Annotated in this window: 24 protein-coding genes and 1 pseudogene; 11 read left to right on the top strand and 14 right to left on the bottom strand. The window is 39.1% G+C overall.

Annotated elements, in window-relative coordinates; translation table 11 throughout:
• Positions 1-2: 2 nt before the first annotated feature.
• The 4 genes from I6E80_RS01935 to I6E80_RS01920 are packed head-to-tail and all read right to left on the bottom strand — an operon-like array spanning position 3 to position 3,552.
• Positions 3-464 (bottom strand): response regulator, encoded by a 462-nt coding sequence (locus tag I6E80_RS01935; RefSeq protein WP_002958089.1) that lies wholly within the window; start codon positions 462-464, stop codon positions 3-5.
• Positions 465-1,949 (bottom strand): ATP-binding protein, encoded by a 1,485-nt coding sequence (locus I6E80_RS01930; RefSeq protein ID WP_170071745.1) that lies wholly within the window; start codon positions 1,947-1,949, stop codon positions 465-467.
• Between the two features lie 38 nt (positions 1,950-1,987).
• On the bottom strand, positions 1,988-2,197 hold the full coding sequence (locus tag I6E80_RS01925; protein ID WP_002958087.1) for a histidine kinase dimerization/phospho-acceptor domain-containing protein: 210 nt from the start codon (positions 2,195-2,197) through the stop codon (positions 1,988-1,990).
• 14 nt (positions 2,198-2,211) lie between these two features.
• Positions 2,212-3,552, bottom strand: a complete 1,341-nt coding sequence (locus tag I6E80_RS01920; protein WP_002958086.1) for a sigma-54 dependent transcriptional regulator — start codon at positions 3,550-3,552, stop codon at positions 2,212-2,214.
• A gap of 233 nt (positions 3,553-3,785) precedes the next feature.
• On the opposite strand from I6E80_RS01920, the gene I6E80_RS01915 reads away from it, so the two are divergent.
• From I6E80_RS01915 to I6E80_RS01885, 7 genes and pseudogenes are all read left to right on the top strand, one after another.
• The gene (locus tag I6E80_RS01915; protein WP_002958085.1) at positions 3,786-4,301 is read left to right on the top strand and encodes an NUDIX hydrolase; all 516 of its coding nucleotides are present in this window, start codon (positions 3,786-3,788) and stop codon (positions 4,299-4,301) included.
• A gap of 217 nt (positions 4,302-4,518) precedes the next feature.
• Positions 4,519-5,895: an NAD-dependent succinate-semialdehyde dehydrogenase gene (locus tag I6E80_RS01910; protein WP_197184645.1), complete on the top strand. Its 1,377-nt coding sequence runs from the start codon at positions 4,519-4,521 to the stop codon at positions 5,893-5,895.
• Positions 5,896-6,785: 890 nt separating this feature from the next.
• Positions 6,786-7,618, top strand: a pseudogene (locus I6E80_RS01905) (tyrosine-type recombinase/integrase).
• Positions 7,615-8,706, top strand: coding sequence for an IS91 family transposase (locus I6E80_RS01900; RefSeq protein ID WP_197184644.1), 1,092 nt, complete (start codon positions 7,615-7,617; stop codon positions 8,704-8,706). The pseudogene I6E80_RS01905 and the gene I6E80_RS01900 overlap by 4 nt, the downstream one beginning before the upstream one ends.
• A gap of 337 nt (positions 8,707-9,043) precedes the next feature.
• Positions 9,044-9,694, top strand: a complete 651-nt coding sequence (locus I6E80_RS20385; RefSeq protein ID WP_231616677.1) for a hypothetical protein — start codon at positions 9,044-9,046, stop codon at positions 9,692-9,694.
• Positions 9,695-9,845: 151 nt separating this feature from the next.
• Positions 9,846-10,229 (top strand): nuclear transport factor 2 family protein, encoded by a 384-nt coding sequence (locus I6E80_RS01890; protein ID WP_197184643.1) that lies wholly within the window; start codon positions 9,846-9,848, stop codon positions 10,227-10,229.
• Positions 10,230-10,352: 123 nt separating this feature from the next.
• Entirely contained in the window at positions 10,353-10,862 is a 510-nt protein-coding gene (locus I6E80_RS01885; RefSeq protein WP_197184642.1) for a hypothetical protein, read from the top strand.
• A gap of 269 nt (positions 10,863-11,131) precedes the next feature.
• Here I6E80_RS01885 and I6E80_RS01880 read toward each other — a convergent pair whose 3' ends face one another.
• The 3 genes from I6E80_RS01880 to I6E80_RS01870 all read right to left on the bottom strand — a co-directional run bounded on the left by I6E80_RS01880 (position 11,132) and on the right by I6E80_RS01870 (position 12,922).
• On the bottom strand, positions 11,132-12,211 hold the full coding sequence (locus I6E80_RS01880) for an endonuclease/exonuclease/phosphatase family protein (protein ID WP_197184641.1): 1,080 nt from the start codon (positions 12,209-12,211) through the stop codon (positions 11,132-11,134).
• A gap of 23 nt (positions 12,212-12,234) precedes the next feature.
• Positions 12,235-12,597: a hypothetical protein gene (locus I6E80_RS01875; RefSeq protein WP_197184640.1), complete on the bottom strand. Its 363-nt coding sequence runs from the start codon at positions 12,595-12,597 to the stop codon at positions 12,235-12,237.
• Positions 12,598-12,673: 76 nt separating this feature from the next.
• On the bottom strand, positions 12,674-12,922 hold the full coding sequence (locus tag I6E80_RS01870) for a TIGR03643 family protein (RefSeq protein WP_024598867.1): 249 nt from the start codon (positions 12,920-12,922) through the stop codon (positions 12,674-12,676).
• 123 nt (positions 12,923-13,045) lie between these two features.
• On the opposite strand from I6E80_RS01870, the gene I6E80_RS01865 reads away from it, so the two are divergent.
• The 3 genes from I6E80_RS01865 (at position 13,046) to I6E80_RS01855 (ending at position 16,556) form a co-directional block, all read left to right on the top strand.
• Positions 13,046-13,735 carry an ABC transporter substrate-binding protein gene (locus tag I6E80_RS01865; RefSeq protein WP_076923778.1) on the top strand — a complete coding sequence of 230 codons (690 nt, stop codon included), beginning with the start codon at positions 13,046-13,048 and terminating at the stop codon, positions 13,733-13,735.
• Positions 13,736-13,764: 29 nt separating this feature from the next.
• Positions 13,765-14,421, top strand: a complete 657-nt coding sequence (locus I6E80_RS01860; RefSeq protein WP_076923648.1) for a YoaK family protein — start codon at positions 13,765-13,767, stop codon at positions 14,419-14,421.
• A 74-nt stretch (positions 14,422-14,495) separates the two neighbouring features.
• On the top strand, positions 14,496-16,556 hold the full coding sequence (locus tag I6E80_RS01855; RefSeq protein WP_197184639.1) for a TonB-dependent receptor: 2,061 nt from the start codon (positions 14,496-14,498) through the stop codon (positions 16,554-16,556).
• Between the two features lie 19 nt (positions 16,557-16,575).
• Here I6E80_RS01855 and I6E80_RS01850 read toward each other — a convergent pair whose 3' ends face one another.
• Positions 16,576-17,367 (bottom strand): helix-turn-helix domain-containing protein, encoded by a 792-nt coding sequence (locus I6E80_RS01850; RefSeq protein WP_197184638.1) that lies wholly within the window; start codon positions 17,365-17,367, stop codon positions 16,576-16,578.
• 106 nt (positions 17,368-17,473) lie between these two features.
• On the opposite strand from I6E80_RS01850, the gene I6E80_RS01845 reads away from it, so the two are divergent.
• On the top strand, positions 17,474-18,679 hold the full coding sequence (locus I6E80_RS01845) for an MFS transporter (protein ID WP_197184637.1): 1,206 nt from the start codon (positions 17,474-17,476) through the stop codon (positions 18,677-18,679).
• Here I6E80_RS01845 and I6E80_RS01840 read toward each other — a convergent pair.
• From I6E80_RS01840 to I6E80_RS01815, 6 genes are all read right to left on the bottom strand, one after another.
• Positions 18,659-18,880 (bottom strand): hypothetical protein, encoded by a 222-nt coding sequence (locus tag I6E80_RS01840; RefSeq protein WP_076923652.1) that lies wholly within the window; start codon positions 18,878-18,880, stop codon positions 18,659-18,661. The two genes, I6E80_RS01845 and I6E80_RS01840, sit on opposite strands and share 21 nt — an antisense overlap.
• Before the next feature lie 77 nt (positions 18,881-18,957).
• Positions 18,958-19,407 carry a RidA family protein gene (locus I6E80_RS01835; protein ID WP_231616676.1) on the bottom strand — a complete coding sequence of 150 codons (450 nt, stop codon included), beginning with the start codon at positions 19,405-19,407 and terminating at the stop codon, positions 18,958-18,960.
• A 10-nt stretch (positions 19,408-19,417) separates the two neighbouring features.
• A complete protein-coding gene (locus I6E80_RS01830) occupies positions 19,418-19,831 on the bottom strand; it encodes a GFA family protein (RefSeq protein ID WP_024598859.1) in 414 nt (137 codons plus the stop codon).
• A 403-nt stretch (positions 19,832-20,234) separates the two neighbouring features.
• Positions 20,235-21,521 carry an amidohydrolase gene (locus I6E80_RS01825; protein WP_165721101.1) on the bottom strand — a complete coding sequence of 429 codons (1,287 nt, stop codon included), beginning with the start codon at positions 21,519-21,521 and terminating at the stop codon, positions 20,235-20,237.
• A 401-nt stretch (positions 21,522-21,922) separates the two neighbouring features.
• Positions 21,923-22,912 (bottom strand): fatty acid desaturase, encoded by a 990-nt coding sequence (locus tag I6E80_RS01820; RefSeq protein WP_197184636.1) that lies wholly within the window; start codon positions 22,910-22,912, stop codon positions 21,923-21,925.
• A 111-nt stretch (positions 22,913-23,023) separates the two neighbouring features.
• Positions 23,024-23,386: a hypothetical protein gene (locus I6E80_RS01815; protein WP_197101207.1), complete on the bottom strand. Its 363-nt coding sequence runs from the start codon at positions 23,384-23,386 to the stop codon at positions 23,024-23,026.
• Positions 23,387-23,446: the final 60 nt, after the last annotated feature.

Below are 23,446 nucleotides of genomic sequence, written 5' to 3'. Positions count from 1 at the left end.
CATTAATCGTTAAATGTTGTCGGTAGCTCTACAAACTCTACCCAGTATTTTCCTAGCGTTTTCATCAAATCAACCAAACCATCAAACGTCACTGGTTTTGTAATATAAGATGCAGCACCTAAGTTATACCCTTTAACCATATCTTCTTCTTGCTTAGATGTAGTTAAAATAACAACCGGAATTCCCTTTAAATTAGGGTTCCCTTTTATAGCTTCAAGCGCTTCACGGCCATCCATTCTTGGCATATTTAGATCAAGTAATATTAATCCTGGTCGCGGCGACACTGTTTTATCTTCAAACTTACCTTTACGTTCTAAATATTCAAGTAACTCAACGCCGTCTTCTACAAAATGAAGCTCGTTAAGTACACGGCTTTCGGCAAGGGCATCTTGTGTTAACAAACGATCATCTTCATCATCGTCTGCCATTAAAATAGTAATCGGTTTTACTTTTGAATAGGGCATTTAAGCCTCTCCTTGCAATGTGAAAAGCGCAGCTTCCACAGGTAGTTTTATAATGAAGGTTGCACCTTCACCGTCTTTACTTTGGGCTGTAATTGTTCCGCCATGGCGTTCCACAATACGCCTACATACAGAAAGGCCTATACCCGTACCTTTATATTGTGAGCGGCCATGTAAACGTTGAAACGGTACAAATATTTTATCGGCATAGTCTTGTGAAAAACCAATACCGTTATCTTCTATAGTAATAACTTGAAAGCTTAAATTAGCATTATGATCCTCGCTAAAAATGTCTTCATGCTGGTAACTAATTTTTATATGTGGACTTACATCTGGGCGTCTAAATTTAACAGCATTCGACAACAAGTTTAAAAACAACTGCTGCATTTGGCTCTTATCAGCCTGAATAACTGGTAAATCCTCTACATCAACTTGTGTATTAGACTCGCCTATCGCAATTTCTAAATCACTGAGTATATCGGTTACAACGTCGTTTAAATTTGTATCATCAAAATCTTTACCACGGGTGGTAATACGTGAAAACTCTAATAAGTCGTTTATTAAATTAGACATGCGTTGCGCCGCATTTTTCATGCGTCCAATATAATCAATACCCTTTTCACCAAGCTCATCTTTAAACATGGTTTCGAGTCGGTCACTAAATGCCTGAATTTTCCTAAGAGGCTCTTGTAAGTCATGGCTTGCAACAAAAGCAAATTCCTCAAGCTCTCGGTTACTTCGGCTCAGTTCATCAGAATACAAAGTTAGCTCTTGTGTACGCTCAGACACTTTAGTTGCTAATGTTTCGTTTTGTTTTTCAAGCTCAAAGCGATACCGTGCCGCATTTCTTAAATTAAGCCGCGTCATTACAAACATACCTATAATAAGTAATATGCTTGTGACTGCTGTAATAGCAAACGTGATTTTAGCTTCATTCTTAATTTGCGCTAACTTTGAAAAATGGCTCACTTTAAAGAGTAATTCACGGTCTTGAATTTCATTAACATACTCTCTAATTTGCTTATAAAGCTCCCTGCCTTTATGTGTATTTAACACATACAATGCACGCCTTTCTCTATCATCAAGTGCCAGGTTTACGGTTTGTTTTAGCTCTTTAATTTTACTATCGACAAGTACAAGCAACTGAGCAATACGCTCAGCCTGACCGTCAATTTCAGAGTGCAACGACTTAACATGCTCTGTCTGCGCTTCAATTTGCCCAACAGCATCGTAGTAAGGCGTTAAATAGTCAGTCTCTTCTGTTAATAAATAGCCACGCTGGCCTGATTCAGCCTGCACAATTGACAAATGTAGTTGCTCAATTGCTGTTGTCAGCATATTAGTGTTGTCTAAACTTTTTTGGGTTTGTGTTAAACCTTGAATCGTATTCAATGCTAAAAATGCGTTACCCACAATAATACTCAACACAACAACTATAAAAGCTGCCCAAGTAATATTCGCTTTCCCTTGATGTTCTTGTTTGCTCATTTAGCTTCCCGAATTAGCGTTTATACAACACTTAATATTTATTGAGAGTCAGTTATTTTTTGTAAACTTTCACTGCATTGTTGACAGTTGTTAATAATCTTATCAAGTGCATCTAGCGCTTTATCTTTTGGCATATCGTTTTCGAGTACCAACTTAATAAGCTCTGCATTCATCGATATACGATTAAGCGGCGCTCTTGCATCGTGTACTAATTTGTTTAGCTGCTCTGTTTGGTTATCGGATGTCATGCCCTTCCTCAAATCTATTTGTATTCGCCAATACCGCCATATGCATTAAGGCGGTTATAAAGTGTTTTAGTACTAATACCCAGCATTTGTGCAGCAAGCGTTTTATTACCTTGCACCTTATCAAGCGTTGCATGAATAAGTTCTTTTTCAACTTCTTCAATAGTTTGCCCTGCTGATACTGGCTTATCTGCAGTTTGGTTATTAACACGTGAAAACGGCGACTCTAAGTTATCAGGTAAAATAATATCGCTAGTTTGCGGGTCACTCATAATGAATGCTCGGTGTATTGCGTGGCGAATTTCGCGCACATTACCTGGCCATTCATAGCTTTGCAGTTCTTTAAGCTGTGCGGGTGTCCAACTAAATGCGGTACCGTTTTCATCATTAAGCTGATCTAAAAATGCTTTCGCTAATAAAGGAATATCTTCTTTTCTGTCGCGTAGTGGCGGTATATCAATAGGGAAAACAGCCAACCTAAAGTAAATATCTTCACGAATAATATTATTTTGCGCTAAATCAGTAAGCGAGCGGTTAGTAGCCGAAATAACGCGACAATTGGTTGGTATTTCTCTGTTACCACCCACGCGTGTTACTTTTTTAGTTTCAAGCACTCGCAGTAAATTTGGCTGCATATCAATTGGCATTTCGGTCACTTCATCTAAAAACAAAGTACCGTTATTTGATTGCTCAAATACCCCTTCTTTGCGGGCTATAGCGCCGGTAAAGGCGCCTTTTTCATGGCCAAATAATTCACTACCTATTAATTCTTTTGAAAGCGCACCACAGTTGCTCGCCACTAACGGGCCTTCGCACTGGCTTGCGTTATGAATAGCCTGAGCTACAACTTCTTTACCTGCACCACTTTCACCCATCAACATCACGTTAGCATTTGTTTTAGCTACGCGTTCAATCATGTTGTATAGCTTGTGCATTACTTCTGACTCGCCAATTAAACCACCAAAGTGACGCGTTATACCGCCCGACTTTGCTTTTTTAACTGCTTTTTTAGGGCCATTTAAAACCAGTTCTAAATCTTCGCGTTGTAATGGCTTTAATAAATGCCCTACATTTGGCTCACACATCTCAGCTAAAATGCCTTTAACTGAAGGATGACCCGATATAAGTGTAATTTTTGGAGATTGCCCAATCGTTTTTAGGTGATCAAGTAAGTGCAAACCGCTACCATCAGGTAACATAAAATCAAGCAGCACATGGTCAAAGGTATTATTTTCAAACCATTGATGTGCTTCTTTTAAACTGGTGGCGGTGCTTATATTGTGGCCGAGGAATTCGACTATGTGGCATACAACGTCACTAAACTCGACGTCATCGTCTACTAAAAGTATGTCTAACATGATAAATCCCTATGCTTTTTTTCTTATTCTACGCATCCTAAATATTAATTTAAAGGCGCACCTAGAATCTAATTACTTAAATAGTTAAGTAATCCAATACTATCTATATTACTAACTCAATATTTACGTATGCTTAAAAAAAACGATCACAAATTACGAAAAATAATTAAAATCGTTTCTATTTATAGAATGGTAGCAACTGTTATCATTAAAAACCTAAAAAAGGAGACGAAATGCAGCAATTAAAAACCTTAATACATTCAGGTATTAATATTGACCAAGGCAGTCAATTTACCCGTTTAACGGCTCGCGCCATTGTTATTAAAAATAATAAAATACTTTTAATGTATACAAACCGCTATGAAGACTACAGTTTACCTGGTGGTGGAGTAGATGAAGGCGAAAGTATTGAGCAAGGTTTGATGCGTGAACTAAGCGAGGAAACCGGTGCACAAAAAATAAGTGTTGTTAAAGCCTTTGGACTCTATGAAGAATATCGCCCTTGGTATAAAGACGACTTTGATATTATTCATATTAAATCGTATTGCTTTGTATGTAATATTGCCGACGAGTTTGGCAAAGCACAGTTAGAGCATTATGAGCAGCAAAATGGCATGACCGCTAAATGGGTTGATATTAACGACGCAATTGCACATAACGAGCGCACACTTGCTAATAGTGAAAAACAAGGACTCTCCATTTTACGAGAAACCTACCTATTAAAACGTATTGCTAGAGAACTTCTATAAGTTAAATAAACATGAGCAATCACCCTTGTAACTTTTGCATAAATCAGAATTTTTTACTGCCTTGGATAATATATTTACAGTAGTAAAAAGTTATTAATAGAATAAAAATAAGAAATAGACTTTATATTTCAATAGCTTGAAATTAATTAGCATTGCTTTTTTGATATTGGCTTTTGTTTTGCACCCTTATAGATAATTAATTTGTAAGGAGATAGAAATGAGTAACACAGTTAAAACGATTAATCCGGCAACTGAGCAAACCATTGAAACCTATACGCTACTTTCTCAAAAAGAAGCTGAACAGGTAATCGAAAAATCTCACGAAACATACTTAAAATGGCGCTTAACGTCGTTCACTGAACGTGCGAGATATCTTAATAAGTTAGCCTCACTTTTCGAAGAGCAAAAAGAATCTATTGCAAAACTCATGACCGAAGAAATGGGTAAAGTATACGAGCAAGGCTTTCAAGAAGTTGAACTATGTGCAGCTATTTGTCGTTACACCGCCGAAAACGGCCCACAAGTACTTGCTGACGAAGAACGTGATATGGACGGCGGCCGCGCAATCATTAGCTACCAACCAACGGGCGTATTATTAGGTATTCAACCGTGGAACTTCCCGCTTTATCAAGTAATTCGTTACAGTGCTGCCAACATCATGGCGGGTAACACAACCGTATTAAAACATGCTGGTAACGTCTTTGGCATGGCTGAAAGAATTGAAGAGCTATTTAAACAAGCTGGTTTCCCAGAGTATTGCTTTAACAATTTACTTATCGACGGCAAAACCGCCAGTTCTCTAATTGCACACAAAGCAATTAGCGGCGTAACCTTTACGGGTAGTGATGCGACAGGTAAAAAAGTAGCTGAAGAAGCGGGTAAACACGTTAAAAAGACAGTGTTAGAACTTGGTAGTAATGACGCTTACTTAGTACTCGATGATGCCGATTTAGAGCTTGCAGTTAAAACCTGTGTAACAGGTCGCATGATCAATAACGGCGAAACGTGTGTTTCAGCTAAACGTTATGTTGTTGTTGAGTCACTTTACGATGACTTTAAAGCGCAAATTAAAGAGCAGTTTGATGCCATGAAAATGGGCGACCCAATGGCAGATGACACAGACTTAGGTCCAATGGCCCGTGAGGATTTACGCGACGGTATTCACGACCAAGTAATGGAATCAGTTAAAGCAGGTGCAAACATAGTAACGGGTGGCGAAATACCATCGCAAACAGGTTACTACTACCCACCAACACTACTTGATAACTTATCGCCTGGCATGCCTGCGTACGATGACGAACTATTTGGCCCAGTAGCTTCGCTAATAAAAGCGAAAGACAACGACGACGCAATGCGCATCGCCAACGACTCTCGCTACGGTTTAGGCGGTGGTATTTTCTCTAAAGATGAGAAAAAAGCTATTGAGCTTGCTAAAAAGCACTTTGACACAGGTATGATCAACATTAATGGCTATGGTTTAGCACAGCCTAACTTACCGTTTGGTGGTGTTAAAGGCAGTGGCTATGGCCGAGAGCACGGCGGCTTTGGTATGCGCGAATTTGTGAATGTTAAAAGCATTATGATCGCTAGCTAATTTAGCTGCATAAATGAAATAAGTGTTTTAAATAGATATTTTTAATACCTGTTTAAATACAAAAACTACTAAGCCTAAAAGTGGGTAACCGCTTTTAGGCTTTTTTATGACTTTTAGAAAGTAATTTTCAGGAGACAGTACTTAGTTTTTAGTAAGAGATAGAACCGAGTTTTAGTAAGAGATAGTACCGAGCTTTTAGTAAGAGATAGTACCGAGTTTTAGATATATTCGTAGGTGCGATTTTACTTCGCGCTTTTAAGAATTAAATATACTTCAAAATAAAAAGTTACAAGCTAACCATTGCTACTTCATTAAGTTTTAATAATTTAAAACTCACTTCACAATTTAGCTTATTTAATAAAAATGTAAGCACGCTACCTTTGTCGCTATTTTAAATTGCGCTTACAAACCTGTTAGCCGTGTATTTAAAGACATAAACATAGTGAGGACTATTACAGAAAAACATCACAAATATGATGCTTAAACAGAGCTAGAGCAAGTACTATTAAGCCCAGAGCTAACTATTGATATCTAGAAGCTAATACCTGAAACCTAACAGACAAAAATGAGCGATAACTGGTCATTGAGATTGGCTAATTATCGTAGTTAATTGATTGGTCAAAGTGCTCTTTGCGCACATATTCATGAAAATGAGCTGCGCGCATATTTTTCTATTTAACTTTACTTTAAAGTTTTAGAAAACTTAGTGATAGTAATGCCTTAGGTTATTTGTTAAAACTATATAAAGTAGATAAATGAGCGTTAACTCGTCAGAAATATGCGCGATGAGCGCACTATTAAATTGTTGAACTAAGCCGCTACGCGGAGATCCTATTCTGACCATTTGAGCCACACTTACCTTGGGGTTATCCCATATTTGGAGGTAAGTAATGAATACACTCATTGAACAAGTCAAAACTGAAATAGCCTATCGTGGTTATTCACAAAGTACCTGTAAAAGCTACTGCGAGCATTTACTTAAACTCAGCCATTATTTTAATAAACCACTCGATTTAATTACTGATGATGAGCTGAATATCTTTTTTAAAGATCCCGCTATTCGAAAGCTCTCCAGAGCGAGTCAAAAAATACAAATAAACAGCATTTGGTTTCTGTTTAAGAATATTTTACATCGCCCACTGAACTTAGACATAGCCTTGCCTAAAGCAAAACCTCGGGCACCCACTTATTTATCGCGTGATGATATTCGACGACTTATAGAAAGTTGCACGGATATGCGCTTAAAAACATTGATAGTGGTGTGTTATGGATGTGGTTTGCGTATTGGCGAACTGCTGCGCATCAAAGTGCAAGACATCGATGGACAGCGTAAAACCATTTTAATTGAACATGGTAAAGGAGATAAGTCACGCTATGTTGTTGTATCAGATAGCGTGCTAAATCAATTACGTTGCTATTGGAAAATGTATCACCCAACGGGCTGGATGTTTTATTCACGATGGTTAATGGATAAACCCATGTCACCCTCAAGCTTCAGAAAGGCATTGAAAAACATGCACAAATGTGTGGTTTAAAGCACTGTAATCCACATGTATTACGCCATGCTTATGCAACACATCAACTTGAGTTAGGGATGCCGCTTCATCAACTTCAACATCAGCTTGGTCACAGTGACATTAGAACCACGCAAAGTTACTTACACTGGTTACCTGAATTAGGGCATGGTGGTATTGATTTACTCGCAAGTTGGGGAAACCAATGAGCGGCTTGCATCTCGCTGATATTTTGAATTCTGGCCTTGGGAATTATCGGCAGCACCACATAATGAGTTATCAGCAGTTACGAGTCTGCCAACACCTTCAATCATGCAGAACGGGACAGCTCGGTTATCAAGCATGGCAATGTGATAACTGTAGTGAAGTACAACAAATTGGATGTAGCTGTCGAGATCGGCATTGCCCACGTTGCCAAGGTATGGCAACGGCTAAATGGGTGCAAAGACAACAAGAGGATTTATTATCGTGTCGCTATTTCCACCTTGTTTTTACGCTCCCGCATGAGTTAAATATCATTGCGCACTACAACCCAAACGCGTTGTATCAATGTTTATTTAAAGCCGCATGGCAAACGCTGTGTAAATTTGCGAAACGAAAGAGGCATGGCCAGCTAGGCATGACAAGCGTACTGCATACGTGGGGGCAGAACTTGAGTCAGCATATCCACCTGCATTGCTTGATACCCGCAGGTGCGCTTGATAAAGCGCACTGGCATGAAATAGAAAAAGGCTATTTATACCCCGTTAAAGCATTATCAACAGTGTTTAGAGGGAAAATGCTCGCGGCGCTCAATGAATGCGATAGTTCATTCGCGAAAGTAAGCACACCAACCAAATGGTGTGTGTATAGCAAAGCCTGTTTAACGTACAGTGAAAAGTTAGTCAGTTACCTTGCACGTTATACCCGAAAAGGCGTGATGTCAGAATCGCGATTAGTGTCAGCGACTGAAGAAACAGTGAGCTTTAAATACCGCGATTATGCAGATAACAACCGCGATAAAGTCATGACTCTGAGTTGTGATGAATTTTTACGGCGCTACTTACAACATGTATTGCCCAAAGGGTTTATGCGCATTCGCCACTATGGCTTTTTAGCTAATGCGTGTCGCAAGCGAAAGTTAGGGTTAATAAAGGCTCAAGTATCAGCATCCCCATGCAAAGCGGTGAAGCCGAAGGTAGAGCAAGAACGATTAATACCCCATTGGTCTTGCCAGTCATGCAAGACGGGTACCTTACGATTTATTGGTGTGATGAATTTAGATGAGGCGACAAATAAAATAGCGCGAACGAGTTAGCAGCCTTGCTTGCTGCATCAAATCAATAAGTTAACCTGCTTAATTGCTCAGGCTAATAGCGACTGTGCGAGCGAAAAATATCCTTGCTTAACGGTTAAACATTCGGTTTAATGAATAGATAATAAACGCTGAGCAATGCAGGGAAAGCTTAAATTATAATAGGTAAGCTTATTAAATTAGCTGATTTAGCTAGAGCCTCTAAAAAGCAAATTCCCATAGCATAAACAACACCAACTCTGACACACCGAGCAGGTAGCGCCTCAGTCCAACAAGCGATTATGCAACACAAACTGCGTGTCGCATAAATACTAAAGTGTTATACGAATAGGTGTTCCAAATGGATTTAGTCGCAATAATTAGCACTTCAGCTCTTGTTACTGCTGTAATCAATGTTATTGGCGTTTTTTGGATCAAGGAACGATTGAAGCAATCAATTAAGCATGAATACGATCAAGATTTAGCAAAGCTAAAAAGTGAACTTGAATTCGATTTAGATAAACAAAAGAAGCTGTACGAAGGTAAATTATCTATTTATAAGAAATATTATACTTTGATGGATTCTTATACTGCAAAATCACGTAAAGCACTCTTTGATGGCTTTCAAACTGGAATTATTGATGTTCTAAATGATCCATCGGATAGTAATACCACCGATTACATTCGGAATATGCTTGCACTTCAAGGTGATGTATCAGAGATATTTCTCACTTTTAAAAATGAAATTAATGGGTTAAGACTTGAGGCTGGAGAAAAGCTCCTCAAACTGCTAGATGAGTATGTTATTTCTTTAGAAATAACCCAAGAAAAAACGGTTGAGTTCCTACAATGGATGAACGCCAATGCAACAAAGTTCATTACAAACCCTGAAGAGACTAATAGAATTTCCCAAGAATATATGGCTACAGAGTTAAATGGGGAAGGAAAGAAACTTATTGATTTACAAAATCAAATATTCTTAGAAATGCGTAACGAATTAGGTATCGTATAACAAGTTGCTTAAGTTCGTTCGTAAACTCACTGGGACAATTAACAGTTGGCTTGGCGCTTCGCGCAAGTTTAGCCAACTGTCAATTGCCCCTTAGCAAAGCGTTATGTGCTTATCGAATAATAGCCTATACATGTAATTTTGGAGACTAAAGATGGTACCTGATCCGGAATCAAATAAAGAAAATGCAATTGCATTTTATAGGACAGCTTATCTTGGATATCCATCTGAAGCTGTGGAGAAGTATGTAGGCTCGGAATACATCCAGCACAATCCAGTAGTAGGTGATGGTAAGCAGGCCTTTATCGAATATTTCGACGAAATGGCAAGAGACTACCCGGAAAAAGAAATTGAATTTGTGCGGGTAATTGCGGAAGGCGATCTGGTAGCTCTCCATACCCACCAGACTTGGCCAGGAGACGAGCAGTATGTAACTATGGATTTTTTCCGCTTTGATGACCAGGGGAAAATCGTCGAGCATTGGGATTCGATCCAGGAGGTACCAAGTGAATCTAAAAATGGTAATCCCATGTACTAAGTCAGCACATAACAAGTGACTATGGTTACGACCGTCCGCTCATGGCACATTAAAGCCCTTGGAATTGAGCCTGAAACTGATTTTGATCGCTCGAACTAACAAGGAGCTTATTTGAGTTAATAAATGACAAAATTAACATATTATAAAAATTTATCTTTATCAGTTATTTCCATCGCATTAGGCCTAGTCATCGGGTTTGTAAATCTAAATCAGGTTAATAGTGGCTTTCCCTTTAAAAGTGACCTTGTAGAAAAAAGTGGTCTTGTTGATTGGGTTCAAGCACATGATTATGGAATACGCTTCGGGTTTGTTAATGATCCAATGAATTTTAATTACCCGTCAAAATCAAATGGGCAAGGCATTGTTGAAGAGTCTCTTTTGAAATCAAAAGATCAGCTTGTTACTATTTTATTTGAGGCTTCTGATACGCATTCGCCAATCTACTCTTCGAAGATATATCATAATTTTTTTGAGTTAAAAGTGAATGGACTGCTTGTTCGTTCTTATGAAGAATCTGAACAAGCTTGGAAGTCAGACAACAAGTTGACACCTTTTATTGTTGCTCTATTTTTAATTGGAGGAACATATATCTGGCGCAAAACAAAAAAAGAGTACAAATATACTCGATATTGAAGCACAGCTAACTCTCACATCATCAGGCCAAAGGGTTCTAATCTTGACTCCTCATATCACGATTCATCAATGTCTGCTCGTACAATCTCCTGCCACTCGAAACCATAAAATATTGATAAGGTATTTTACTGTGTCGGATGGCGCTTCGCTTATCCGACCTACATTGGCACTGATGAGACTATCTAATTTGATCAAATCTGATTAATCAAACCTGACAGTTCAAGTTAAATGTATTCAACTAATAACTAGAAGCTGACAACTAGCGTCTCTCACTCCTTTTCAAACCTCGGCACTTTTCGCTTATCAGCCTTACTCATTGCGAGCTCTTGAATTTCTTCTTGCTTTAGTTCTTCAGGTTTATCTTCTAGCGACTCCTGATTAGCATTCTCAAAAGAAAGCTCAGTCAGTAGCGCAAAGTGATCAGAGCCATACTTAGCTAAGCGCTTAATACGTTTTACTTTAAAACCTTCGCTGTGAAATAAGTGATCGAGCGGCCAACGCATAAAAAAGTAACTTGCATGAAAGGTGTTATAAAAACCACGGCCTTTTCGAGGGTCTAAAAAGCCACTTATCTGCATAAACAAACGGGTGCTACGCGACCATGCTACGTCGTTTAAATCACCGGCAACGATGGTAGGTCGTGTTGGGTTTTTAAGTGCTTTAGCCACCATTATTAGCTCTGAGTCGCGCGGACGCGATGAGTCTTCTTCGGTCGGGCTTGGCGGTGCTGGGTGAATAAAGTGCCCTTGCATTTGCAGGCCTTCATCGTTTTCAAACAGAATATGAATTGAGGGAATATCTTCTTCTATGAGCTCACATATTTGTGCATCGAGTATTTTAAACTTGCTGTATAAGTGCATGCCGTAACGATTATCTTTAGGGCATTCTATGTAATACGGGTAATTTTTTTTAATGACTGATAATTTATTTTCCCACCAGCTGTCACTTTCAAGCGTGATAAGTAAGTCGGGTTGGTGCTCATCTACAAGGCTAATTAACTGCTCACTTTTGTGGTTCGACATGAGTACATTTGCCGACATAATCCTTACGCTATGATCTATGTGCTTTGGTGCGCTTTGCACTTCTTTTTTAGCAAGCCATGTATACGGGTAAATCCATTTACCTTGTAAAACCATTATAAGTAATGAGGTTAAGGCTATAAATACATAACCTATTGCGCTACTTTGCCATAATAAAAACAACGAAGTAACGGCTACAAAACTGGCAATATAAAATACCTGTAAGCGCACAAAGTCGCAGCTACGCACTAAGTAATGCTGGCTGTACGACATAGGTAATAAGGTAACCAGTAAAAAAAAGCCAATAATTATAGCCAGCGCAATGAGCATTTTAATATCCTTATAAAGTTAATTTAGCGACTTAAAATTGAAAGTATTTCTCGAGTATCGTGCACCATATGGATAACTGTACGGTCTATTTCTATACTCACTGTACCATTATCTCTAGAGCGTTCAATCACTCTACCTCTTTTGTATAAATCGCGTTCTAAAAAGTCGCCTCGGTGATAGCTTTTACTTAGCCCTGGTGGCGTCCAACCTGCGCGAATTAGTTGCTTTGCCTCTTTTTTAGAAAGGTAGCCATTGTCGTTATGCTTATGCGAATGATGATTTTTGTGGCCGTGTTTATGACCATGCTTATCTTTATGTGGTTTTGCGTCTGCACTGATTGAACATAAAGTTAATGCTATTAGTGCTGTGTATATAGGTGCTCTCATAAATAATCTCTAGCATAATTAATAGCTAAAGGTTAACAAATACGGATGAACATCGTATGAAACAACTAACACCTATTTAACGTTGTTTATATTGAGTTTTACAATGGCTTCGCATAATAGCGGGATCACGTAATTTTAAATGCTTTGTTTTACGCCCTGCATGGCGCTTACGCCAAACTTTAAAACTGCCTTTTGAAATATTGTCGCGCATAAAAACCACCAGCTGCGGATACTTTAATCCGTATAGCTGCTCTATTGCCTCGTAGGGGGTTCTATCTTCCCACGCCATTTCGATAATGCGTGACTGCTGCTCTGAGTTAAACATGGTATATCTCACAAAATTTAACTTATACGCTAGGTAAAAATACTTAGATCAATGCAATTTAAGCTCAGTAACTGTATAATTAGCGTTCAGATTATGTATTTAAATGGTATCGAATTTATATTTATGCGCGCAATATTTCTGTTTTTAGCCTTAACTTTTCCCTCGTTATTACTTGCAGCGCCAAGTAAAACTCTGCGCTGCGTTACAACGCACTACCCTCCTTTTACTATTTACGATGAAAAAGCCGATACATTTACAGGTTTAGATATTGATTACATTAAGTTTATTGAAAAAAACTTAAACCTCAAAATTGACGTTGTTCATTTACCTTGGGCGCGTGTTAAAAAAGAGATGGAGCTGGGCTATTACGACTGCTATTTCTCATTGGCCAACTATAAAGAGCGTACAGAATATTTAGACTTTACTAGCGAGCCTTTGCATACCACTAAGTTTGGTTTATTCACGTTAAATGAAGATAATCTGCTTATTGATGATTTATCAAAAGCAGCTATAGCTATGTTACGCGGTGTTATTCTTCCCAAAATTATCGCTAAAAAGTACAGCCTTGATGAGAATAATCTGCTTCGTTCACTTTCAACTAAAGACACTTTTGAGCTACTTGAAAAAAAACGCGTTGAATACGCAATAACTAACTATCAAGCGGGTTTGTGGTACTCAAAGGAATATAAAAACATTTATGCTCGGCAATTAAATGAGTTTACATTTCCTACTTACATTGCTTTTAAGCGTGGCGTAATTGATACAAAATTAGTTGATGAACAAATAAAGCGTTTTAAAGCACAAGCTCAATAATTAATTCTGCACACATTAAGAGATAACCAATGTTTACAAAACTACCAAAGTGGGTTGAATATGGCGCGTTTACACTGGCATTTATAGCGGGCATAGTTAACGCTGTAGGCTTATTAGGTTTTGAGCATCAAGCCATTTCGCACTTATCAGGCTCTGTTACTTTGTTGGGTATTAAGCTAATGAGCAATACCTCAGCCGCTTTGCTGTTATTTAGCATACTCATTAGCTTTATGTTGGGCTCGGCACTTTCTGGCTTTTTACTTGCTGGGCGTTCATTAAAACTTGGCCGCCATTACGACACGCTCTTATTTATTGAAGGCGCTTTACTGTTAGCAAGTGCCTACCTACTTAATCAATCTTATGTTTATGCAATTACGCTTGCCTCTGCTGCTTGTGGGTTACAAAATGCGTTAGTCACTAATTACAGTGGTGCGGTCGTTCGTACCACACATTTAACGGGTATTTTTACTGACCTTGGTTTAATGATAGGTAAAGCACTTAAAGGTGAGCAATTTGATATGCGTAAAGGCGTTATGTTTTTACTTATTATTGCAGGCTTTTTATTAGGCGGTGTAGCCGGTTTTGTTTTATTTGAGCATTACTTAGTGCTGGCTTTGGTGTTTCCTGCTGTGGCTTGTTTTGTTTTATCAATTACGTATCGGGTTTATAGGTTACGTACGCTTTAACGCAACGAGTTTAAAAGCACATTAAAACCGCATATTATAGAGGCAATGCAATATAGATTACTTTCAAGGAATGTATGAAACCTTATTTTTTGCCGCTGTTATTACCCTTCAGCCACACTGCGTTTGCCAACAATCAAAATAACGATGCAATAGAAACCATAACAACGACGGCATCACGTATTGAAGCGCTATCTACCCCACTGCCTTTATCAATAAGTACACTAAGTGAAGCGCAGCTAAATAGCATAGCGCCTACGCATATTGAAGAAGCCCTGCAACGTGTAGCGGGTGCTAATATTCAACGCGGAAATGGCCAAGAGTATTTACCCGCGCTTCGCTCACAAGTGCTTTCGGGCGCAGGCGCTTGTGGTGGCATATTGACTCTAGAAGATGGCATACCACTCAGAGCCGCTGGGTTTTGTAATATAAACGAGCTATTTGAAGCACACAGCGAAATGGCGCAGCGCATAGAAGTACTCAAAGGCCCTGGCTCTGCACTTTATGGCTCAAATGCTGTGCATGGTGTTATTAATGTAATAACGCCCGATACCACGCAAGGCGGTGGCTTAGTTGGTTTAGATTACGGCTCGTACGGCTATACTCGCTACAAATTACGTGCAGGACAAGATTACGGCAACAGCGGTATAGCCATTAACGCAAGTATTACCGACGACAGCGGTTACCGCGACGACGAAAGCGTAGAGCAACAAAAAGTTAATATTCGCCATCGCTATTCAAATAATAATTTATTACTGACCTCAGGACTTACTTACACTAACCTCGATCAGCAAACGGCTGGATTTATTACAGGTTTTGAAAGTTACAAAGATGAAGATCTCGCGCAAAAAAACTTTGACCCAGATGCATTTAGAAAAGCACGCGCATTTAGAGCGTGGAGCAACGCAACATGGCAATTAAATAACGATGATGTGCTCTCTACTACGTTATATTTTCGCGACCAAAGCATGGACTTTTTTAAGCACTTTTTACCCGGCACACCGCTTGAAACAAACAGTCAAACAGGCTTTGGCGTGCAATCGCTTTATCAACATAATTTACAAAGTAATGTAAAAATAAACCTAGGGCTTGATGGCGAATACACGCAAGCCGATTTTACTCAAAGCCAAAATGAGCCCACGCAAGGTTCTGCATTTTTAGTCGCGACAGTGCCACAAGGCAAACATTACGATTACGATGTAAACGCTACGCTTTATGCCCCTTTTGCATCTGTAGATTGGCAATTAAATAAGTGGTTACTAACAGCTGGTGTGCGCTACGAGCATATGCAGTACGACTATACCAATAATATGCTTGCAGGTAGAACAAAAGACGATGGCACAGAATGCGCGTTTGGGGGCTGCCGATACAGCCGCCCAGCGAGTGGGAAAAATAGTTTTAGTAATTTATCGCCAAAGCTTGGGTTGAGTTATCAGTACAATACAAATAACACGCTTTATGCGAACTTTTCTCGCGGTTACCGCGCCCCACAAGCCGCTGAGTTATACCAATTACAACGCGAGCAAACGACTACAAATTTAAGCGCCGAAATAGCTAATAATGCAGAGCTGGGTATTAAAGGAATTTACGAAAAACTACGTTATGGTGTGTCGGTTTACGCTATGAGTAAACACAATACGATTTACCGTGATAGTGACTTTTTTACGGTAAATAATGGCAGCTCTCGCCATCGCGGTATTGAGCTTGAGCTTGATTACCAGCTTACAAATACACTCTCACTCAACTTTGCAGGCACGCACGCAAAGCATACTTACACTGACAACCAAGTGCTTAACGGTCTAAATATAAACGGCAACGACATAGATACCGCGCCGCGTAATATAGCTAATCTCGATTTAACATGGCAGGCACTAAACAATGCACAGTTTGCTTTGCAGTGGCATCGCGTTGGTAACTACTACACCGACCCAGAAAACTTAAATAAATACCAAGGGCAGGATATTTTAAGCCTGCGCGCACAGTGGCAAGTTACCAATAATCTTGAAGTACTTGCTCGCATTATTAATTTAACCAATGAAGCTTATGCAGAGCGCGCCGACTACACTAGTTTTACCGGCGACAGATACTTTCCTGGCAAACCTCGTAACGCGATGCTTTCGGCAACTTACACGTGGTAATGCTTATTTAAGGACTAAGCTAATTTAACTGATTTAAGTCGCTCATGTATTTCATGGGCGACTTTTTCATTACCTTTTTAAACATAGTAATAAATGCACTCACCGACTCATATCCTAATAACTCCGACACCTGCTGCACACTTTGCTTATCTGAAAGCGCTTTTAAGCCTGTAATTATATGCAATTGCGTACGCCACTTTCCAAATGTCATGCCGGTTTCTTTTTTAATTAACCGCGCTAATGTGCGCTCAGTTAATGCAAACTGCTTAGCCCATTGTGGTAATGTTTTTCGATTGTTTGGCATGTTTATAAGCTGATCGCTCATGGTTTGAATTACCTCGTTTTTAGATAATACAAAATCAAGTGGCTGTACAGGCATGTCGATAAGTTGATCAAATAACACCTGCGCCAAACGTGCTGTTTTACTATTTAAAGTATAGTGCTGATTATGCCCAGCCAACTCGCACATTAGCTCTTTAACCAGTGGCGTAATGGCTAATGTACACGTATTTAGCGGCATACCACTTTTACTACTATCAACAAATAAATGACAGAGCTTTGCGTTATCAGACGCCCTATTACTATGCACTTTTTGTGCGGGGATCCAAATTGCACTGTGCGTAGGCACCATCCACATTTTTGCCGACACTTCACAGGTTACATAACCATGCAGGGCTAAAATTAATTGCCCTTTAGGATGGGTATGCAGTGGTATTTCGTGACTTGCATGGGCATGCTCTATTTTGGCTATTATGGGCTGCGCCATAGTTTCAAAATTTTTAATGTCGTCCCAGCCAATTGCATCAAACATAGTTTTGTCTGTTTTTAGTTATTTAATGTCATTATCTCTAAATTATAGTTTTTGCTAAGCCTTTATACTAGCGCCCATTAAATATTAGCTTTAATGGCCTTCTCTTTTGTTAAATAACACACCTAAATCACGCTTTGCTGGCATATTGCTAGTACTTGGCATATTGCTTATTGCCGCCAATTTACGTGCAACATTTACAGGTATTGCACCTGTGCTTGAACAAATTATTAATCACTTTGGGTTAAGTGCTTCGCAAGCAGGTTTTTTAACAACACTGCCACTCATTGCCTTTGCGGTTATATCGCCAATGGCCGCAACTCTTGCTAAAAAACAAGGTTTAGAGCGCACCTTATTTGTCGCTTTATTATTTATACTTGCGGGAGTTGCAGCACGGGTAATAAATACCTCGGCCATGCTGTTTGTGGGTACCGCTATTATTGGTGTGGGTATTGCTATAGCAAATGTATTATTACCGAGTTTAATTAAGCGCGACTTTCCTGCAAAGGTCGCGTTAATGACTTCGGCTTATGTGCTCACTATGGGTGTTGTATCGGGCGGGTTTTCTGCTTTGGTATTCCCGCTGAGTCAGTTAAACGGATTAGGGTGGCAACTTGCGCTGGGCTCATCAGCCATTATCACTCTGGCGAGTATTATTGTGTGGATATCGCAATTAAGTAAACATACTAAACCCGCGAAAATTGCTCAGCACGCTAACACTTCAAAAAGTGTATGGCGTTATTTACTAGCATGGCAAATTACCCTACTGCTGGGCTTAAACTCGTTTTTAAATTATATAATTATTACGTGGTTACCCAGCATATTAATCGAAACCGGCCAAAGTGCTACGCAAGCGGGTGCTTATCATGGGGCTTTTCAAATAGCGACTGCATTACCAGGTTTAATATTAATTCCGCTACTTGCAAAATTAAAAGATCAAAGCGCGCTTAGCTTTATTTTAGCCATGCTCAGTGCACTTAGTGCATTGGGGCTACTTTATATGCCAAACTTTGCCTTAGTGTGGACCTTAATGCTGGGCTTTTGCTCTGGTGCATGTTTTATATTGGGACTGTCGTTTATTAGTTTGCGAACTGACGATTCGCAGCAAGCGGCCTCGCTTTCTGGTATGTCGCAAAGTGTAGGTTATTTACTTGCCGCTGTTGGGCCTATGCTAGCTGGTGCATTACACACAACGACGGGAAGTTGGAGTGCGCCATTATGGCTGTGCGCTATTGCCGGAGTACTGTGTGCTTTATGTGGTTTAGGCAGCGGTAAAAACACCACTTTAGCTAAATCAGCTAACGAGTTGCTGTAACCACGAAAACAGGCCAGACGAAGGTTTGTTACTCGTGTGTTTTTGCTCATATCGTTTATTAGTTGCTTCGCGCTGTTCACGGCGCTCTTGTGCTAAATTAGCTTTTGCGGCAAAACGTAGGCGTTGCTCCTGAGTTAGCTCATCATTAAAACTAATGGCTGTTTTTTTAACTGCTCGGCTGCTTTTAGGTGAACTACACATAATATTTCCTCTGTTGTGTAACTACTAAAATAGACAGCCTTTTAGCAAATAAAATTTCAGAAAACTTAACTTTTAATTTAAAGTGAGCCTATACACTCAACTTCTACTAAAGAATCAAGCGCTAACGCCTTTACAGCAAAAGCACTACGTGCAGGATACGGCGCACTAAAATACTGAGTGTAAATGGCATTGAATGCTTTAAAGTCGTTTATGTCGGTAAGCATAACGGTGCATTTAACTATATTGCTCATACTGTAGTTATGTTGCTCTAAAGTGCGTTTAATATTTTCAAGTGTTTGTTTAGTTTCACCTTCAAAACCACCAGCCGCTAACTTACCTGTTACAGGGTTAATCCCTATTTGCCCCGACATATAAAGCGTATTACCGGCTTTTACTATTTGCGAAAATGGTAAGTTAGGATTAGCTTTGCCTGTATTTAAAAAGTCGACATTACTGGGTTTTGCCTGCGCAAAACCAGTAAGTAGTACGCTTGCTAATAAGGCTGTTTTCATCAGTGAGTTCATCATCTGGCTTACCTTATTTTTGTGGTGTGGTTTCAAAAGCAGGAACTTCGTGTAAATTATTTAACCATGTAAGCGTTGATTGTGACCAAATTTGTGCAGACGGCTTAAACTCATCGCGCTGATCAACCGCACCAATACGCAACCCATAAACACGACCTTCTTTTTCTGCATTTGTAGCATAAAGTGTTGTACCACATGTGCCACAAAAGCCCTGCGCACGCTTGTTACCACTTTGGGCTGTTTTAACAAACTCTTTTGGCTCACCTTGGGTAAACACAACCGAGTTTGGCTCTGCAATTATAACGGCTCTAAATGGGCCGCTCGACATACGTTGGCAATCGCTACAATGGCAAACAAGTGCGTTGTTATTTTGAGACTTTGCTTGGTATTTAATTTCACCACAGTAACAGCTTCCAGTAATTTCCATTATTTAAATCCTTAATGCTTATGAAGATTGAATCGAGATATAAGACCGGCAATATCGATTCATTATTTTTAAAATATAAAAAACTGCTCGCCGGTTCATTTTTATATTCGGTTAGATTTTTAATTTTTTAGAGTGATTTTTTAAAAGTTGAGCAAGTGCTACAAACATGATCCGATGTTTTAAATAAAACAGCAATACCACGTTAAGCTAATAGCGTAACGTGGTGTGTTTAAGCTATTTTTATACCAATTCGCTTAATTAAATTGTCTATTTTGAGGTAAGAAAACCGTGTCGATAACAAGGCAAAAATTTCGTTATTTAGTTGTTCTATATGAGATATTTTTAACGAAGTTAACGTGCGGTTTAATCCCTCAAATTGATTATGTATTATTGCGAGTTGGTATTAATGTGCGTTTAAATAATCAACAGCTAAGAGGCTAAGCGCCTTAGTGCCTACTTTAAACGACGATTCGTCGGCATAAAAATAAGGTGAGTGATTACTAGCCACTGTATTTAAATCTTGCTCACTTGGTGTGCCGCCTAAAAATACAAATACACTCGGCACTTCTAATGCGTAAAACGAAAAGTCTTCTGCGCCGGTTATTTTTCCCATTTCCACTACGTTTCCATTACCTGCTGCTTTTTTAAGGCTAGGTAACATTTGCGCAGTAAGCTCAGGGTTATTAATCGTTACCGGATAACCTTCGTGAATGTGTACCTCTGCAGTTGCACCTGACGATTTAGCAATGTGCGTGGCTGTGGTTTTTATTTTTTCAAATATTTGTGCACGATTATCCATATCAAAGTTACGAATTGTGCCTACCATTTCAACTTCTTCAGGAATAATATTATTACGTACCCCACCCGCTATCTTACCAAACGAGACAATAGCAGGCTCTTTGGTAATGTTGATTTGGCGACTAACAATATGGTTAACGCCTGTTACTATTTGCGCTGCTGCGGCAATGGGGTCAACCCCAGTCCACGGTGCAGAGCCGTGTGCCTGCTTGCCATGTACTGTTATTTCAAATCGGTCTGCACTGGCCATTGCAGGGCCACTTCTATAACCAATTTTACCGCTGTGCAAACTAGATGTTATGTGTAACCCAAAAGCAGCCTCTGGTTTGTATTGTTTAAATATGCCTTCTTTAAGCATTAACTCAGCGCCACCCTCTTCCCCCTCTGGTGCGCCTTCTTCTGCAGGTTGAAACACAAACATGATGTTGCCATGCAATTCATCTTTCATATTTGCTAATACTTCGGCTGCGCCCATTAACATAGCCACGTGCGTGTCGTGCCCACAAGCATGCATTATGCCTACATCTACACCACGGTAATTAGTGGTTTTAGTTGATTTAAAATCAACATCGGCTTTTTCAGTAACTGGAAGCGCGTCCATATCTGCACGTAGCATTACTGTTGGACCTGGCTTTGCACCTTTTAATAACCCCACAACGCCAGTAAAAGCAACCCCCGTTTGTACTTCCATACCCAGCGACTTTAAGTGCTTAGCTACAATACCTGCTGTGCGGGTTTCGCGATTTCCAAGCTCAGGGTTTTGATGAAAATCACGTCGCCAATCAATAACCTGTTGCTCTACCTTTTTCACTTGCTGATCAATGTTTGCATTGGCATTAAGCGCACTAAGGGCAGCAAAGCCCAGCGCTATTGAAATTAGTGATTTTTTCATCCTGTTTGTCCTTATTATATTTATTGGTTTTATAATATTGATGAGCACGAGCCCTTATATACTATTGAGAACATAATTAGTTCGCTCTATAACTACTATTACTGAAGGCTCCACAATAATCAATCCCATTTAAGCTAGATGCCCAACTATGAAGGGCCACTTCACTTTTCACTGGTTTTATCTATTTTTAGTTTGAAGATTTAGCGCTAATAAAACCTACCACTTTTGCTTTTGTTGATTTAAAAATGGCATTTAATAGTCAACCAACGCACGTAAAGTGAGTTTTAATAAGCGCGGTGGTGGATAGAGGAAGTTAACGAGTAATAGGCTTGGTACATAATTGCTATTCAAACTATAAAATAAGAATAGCAATGTAGAACCTCCCCTCATGTTGGGGATAATTATTTAAATGCGTTCGCATTCTTAATGCTGTCAAAATCGTTAAAGCGCACGTTATGCTGCGCCATTACTTTAAGTATTTTTTCACTTAGCATTTGGCGTAAATAAAACGGCTGATTTGGCACAAAATGATGGATGGTATGCGTTTTACCAAAGTTAAAACAAAACAAGTGAAACGGCATAAATAAACGACTCGTTAGTACGTGTGTTTGTTCAAGCATATTATTAACGCCGCCATAGTAATGCATGCTTGAGGTAACAAAATTAAGTGAACTTGAGCGAATAATATTAGGCACAATAAGTACGACCATTAAAAATTCAAACACACTCATTGTACTTAACAACCAGTTAGGTGAATTTAGCGAAAGTGGTATAAATAAATCAACGATATGAAATACGATAACGCTATATAAAACAGCAAAATACGCAGTCGCTATCGGAAACCCCGCATTAAAAACACTCGAAAAACTAAAGCCATTAATTTCTTTTCTAAAACGTTTAGTAGAAATAACTAACCCTAATAGCCCATCGACAATAACTAGCGCACGTAAAAATGGGTTTTTAATACCATTACCCACCAAGCGTTCTTCAAGGTCTTGTTGTGTGCCTGAGGTTTTGTGATGATGTAAATGCATTTTACGTCGGTACCACGGGCTAATAGTATTTGGCCGCATTAACCATACTGTTAGCATCATAAAGTTATACATGAACGGCTGGTTACTAAAGTATTGTTTATGTATAAGGTCGTGCTCTAACTCATGGGAAATAGACGCAGCAATAGCCGCAAGTACTATACATACCCAAGCAGGTATGATGGCTAAATAATATAAAACACCAACACCAATTAATGCGCTAAGCGATAGCAATAAAATAATTAACCCTAAGGTATTTTGGTGTGCAAATAATGGGTGCTTCTGACGAAGTGATACTTCTTCTGCCTTAATTGCTTTAACAATCGCTTGAATGTTCTGCTTGGCACTTAATTGAGTCATGATTATTATTTATTTCAGAGTAGTCTATTAATTACTATCATACCTTAATCAAATGTATGTTAGAAATTGATAGTTAAATAGCTACCGTTGGCAGCTATTTAAAACTAAATACTACTTAGTTTTCGTATTATCAACTTCATAAATTGGATTGCCTTCAACTTCAAAGTAAGACTGTCCATAAATTAATGGGATATACCACTGAACAACTTTAACGGTAACGTTTGAAAGACCCACCGCCGAAGGTGTTTGCTCGATAGCATTATCCATGGCCTCTTTCATGTTAGATCTTCCCGTTGGAAAAATTAAAACAGTATGTTTAACATCCTTACCAATCACGCGTGTGTCATAATCAACTTTGTGATTGCTGTTTGTATGATTCATATTTTTTGTAGAGGCAACTGTAAAATCGCCAATACGGTGAGTACAACCAGATAAAGCCATTGCACCAACCAACAAACCAATTACTTTTTTCATTACTCTTCCTTTGCTTCATATTTACTACCCAACACTTGGGCGACTTCTAAATTTAGTAGC

The sequence above is a fragment of the Pseudoalteromonas sp. NSLLW218 genome (genome assembly GCF_015864775.1).
Lineage (GTDB): Bacteria > Pseudomonadota > Gammaproteobacteria > Enterobacterales > Alteromonadaceae > Pseudoalteromonas.
The sequence above is the reverse complement of the archived record's forward strand: the minus strand, read 5'-3'. Positions and strand labels throughout refer to the sequence as shown.

Coding starts and splice junctions, on each gene's coding strand:
- I6E80_RS01935 (WP_002958089.1), bottom strand. CDS start 464: ATGCCCTATTCAAAAGTAAAACCGATTACTATTTTAATGGCAGACGAT.
- I6E80_RS01930 (WP_170071745.1), bottom strand. CDS start 1,949: ATGAGCAAACAAGAACATCAAGGGAAAGCGAATATTACTTGGGCAGCT.
- I6E80_RS01925 (WP_002958087.1), bottom strand. CDS start 2,197: ATGACATCCGATAACCAAACAGAGCAGCTAAACAAATTAGTACACGAT.
- I6E80_RS01920 (WP_002958086.1), bottom strand. CDS start 3,552: ATGTTAGACATACTTTTAGTAGACGATGACGTCGAGTTTAGTGACGTT.
- I6E80_RS01915 (WP_002958085.1), top strand. CDS start 3,786: ATGCAGCAATTAAAAACCTTAATACATTCAGGTATTAATATTGACCAA.
- I6E80_RS01910 (WP_197184645.1), top strand. CDS start 4,519: ATGAGTAACACAGTTAAAACGATTAATCCGGCAACTGAGCAAACCATT.
- I6E80_RS01900 (WP_197184644.1), top strand. CDS start 7,615: ATGAGCGGCTTGCATCTCGCTGATATTTTGAATTCTGGCCTTGGGAAT.
- I6E80_RS20385 (WP_231616677.1), top strand. CDS start 9,044: ATGGATTTAGTCGCAATAATTAGCACTTCAGCTCTTGTTACTGCTGTA.
- I6E80_RS01890 (WP_197184643.1), top strand. CDS start 9,846: ATGGTACCTGATCCGGAATCAAATAAAGAAAATGCAATTGCATTTTAT.
- I6E80_RS01885 (WP_197184642.1), top strand. CDS start 10,353: ATGACAAAATTAACATATTATAAAAATTTATCTTTATCAGTTATTTCC.
- I6E80_RS01880 (WP_197184641.1), bottom strand. CDS start 12,211: ATGCTCATTGCGCTGGCTATAATTATTGGCTTTTTTTTACTGGTTACC.
- I6E80_RS01875 (WP_197184640.1), bottom strand. CDS start 12,597: ATGAGAGCACCTATATACACAGCACTAATAGCATTAACTTTATGTTCA.
- I6E80_RS01870 (WP_024598867.1), bottom strand. CDS start 12,922: ATGTTTAACTCAGAGCAGCAGTCACGCATTATCGAAATGGCGTGGGAA.
- I6E80_RS01865 (WP_076923778.1), top strand. CDS start 13,046: ATGCGCGCAATATTTCTGTTTTTAGCCTTAACTTTTCCCTCGTTATTA.
- I6E80_RS01860 (WP_076923648.1), top strand. CDS start 13,765: ATGTTTACAAAACTACCAAAGTGGGTTGAATATGGCGCGTTTACACTG.
- I6E80_RS01855 (WP_197184639.1), top strand. CDS start 14,496: ATGAAACCTTATTTTTTGCCGCTGTTATTACCCTTCAGCCACACTGCG.
- I6E80_RS01850 (WP_197184638.1), bottom strand. CDS start 17,367: ATGTTTGATGCAATTGGCTGGGACGACATTAAAAATTTTGAAACTATG.
- I6E80_RS01840 (WP_076923652.1), bottom strand. CDS start 18,880: ATGTGTAGTTCACCTAAAAGCAGCCGAGCAGTTAAAAAAACAGCCATT.
- I6E80_RS01835 (WP_231616676.1), bottom strand. CDS start 19,407: ATGATGAACTCACTGATGAAAACAGCCTTATTAGCAAGCGTACTACTT.
- I6E80_RS01830 (WP_024598859.1), bottom strand. CDS start 19,831: ATGGAAATTACTGGAAGCTGTTACTGTGGTGAAATTAAATACCAAGCA.
- I6E80_RS01825 (WP_165721101.1), bottom strand. CDS start 21,521: ATGAAAAAATCACTAATTTCAATAGCGCTGGGCTTTGCTGCCCTTAGT.
- I6E80_RS01820 (WP_197184636.1), bottom strand. CDS start 22,912: ATGACTCAATTAAGTGCCAAGCAGAACATTCAAGCGATTGTTAAAGCA.
- I6E80_RS01815 (WP_197101207.1), bottom strand. CDS start 23,386: ATGAAAAAAGTAATTGGTTTGTTGGTTGGTGCAATGGCTTTATCTGGT.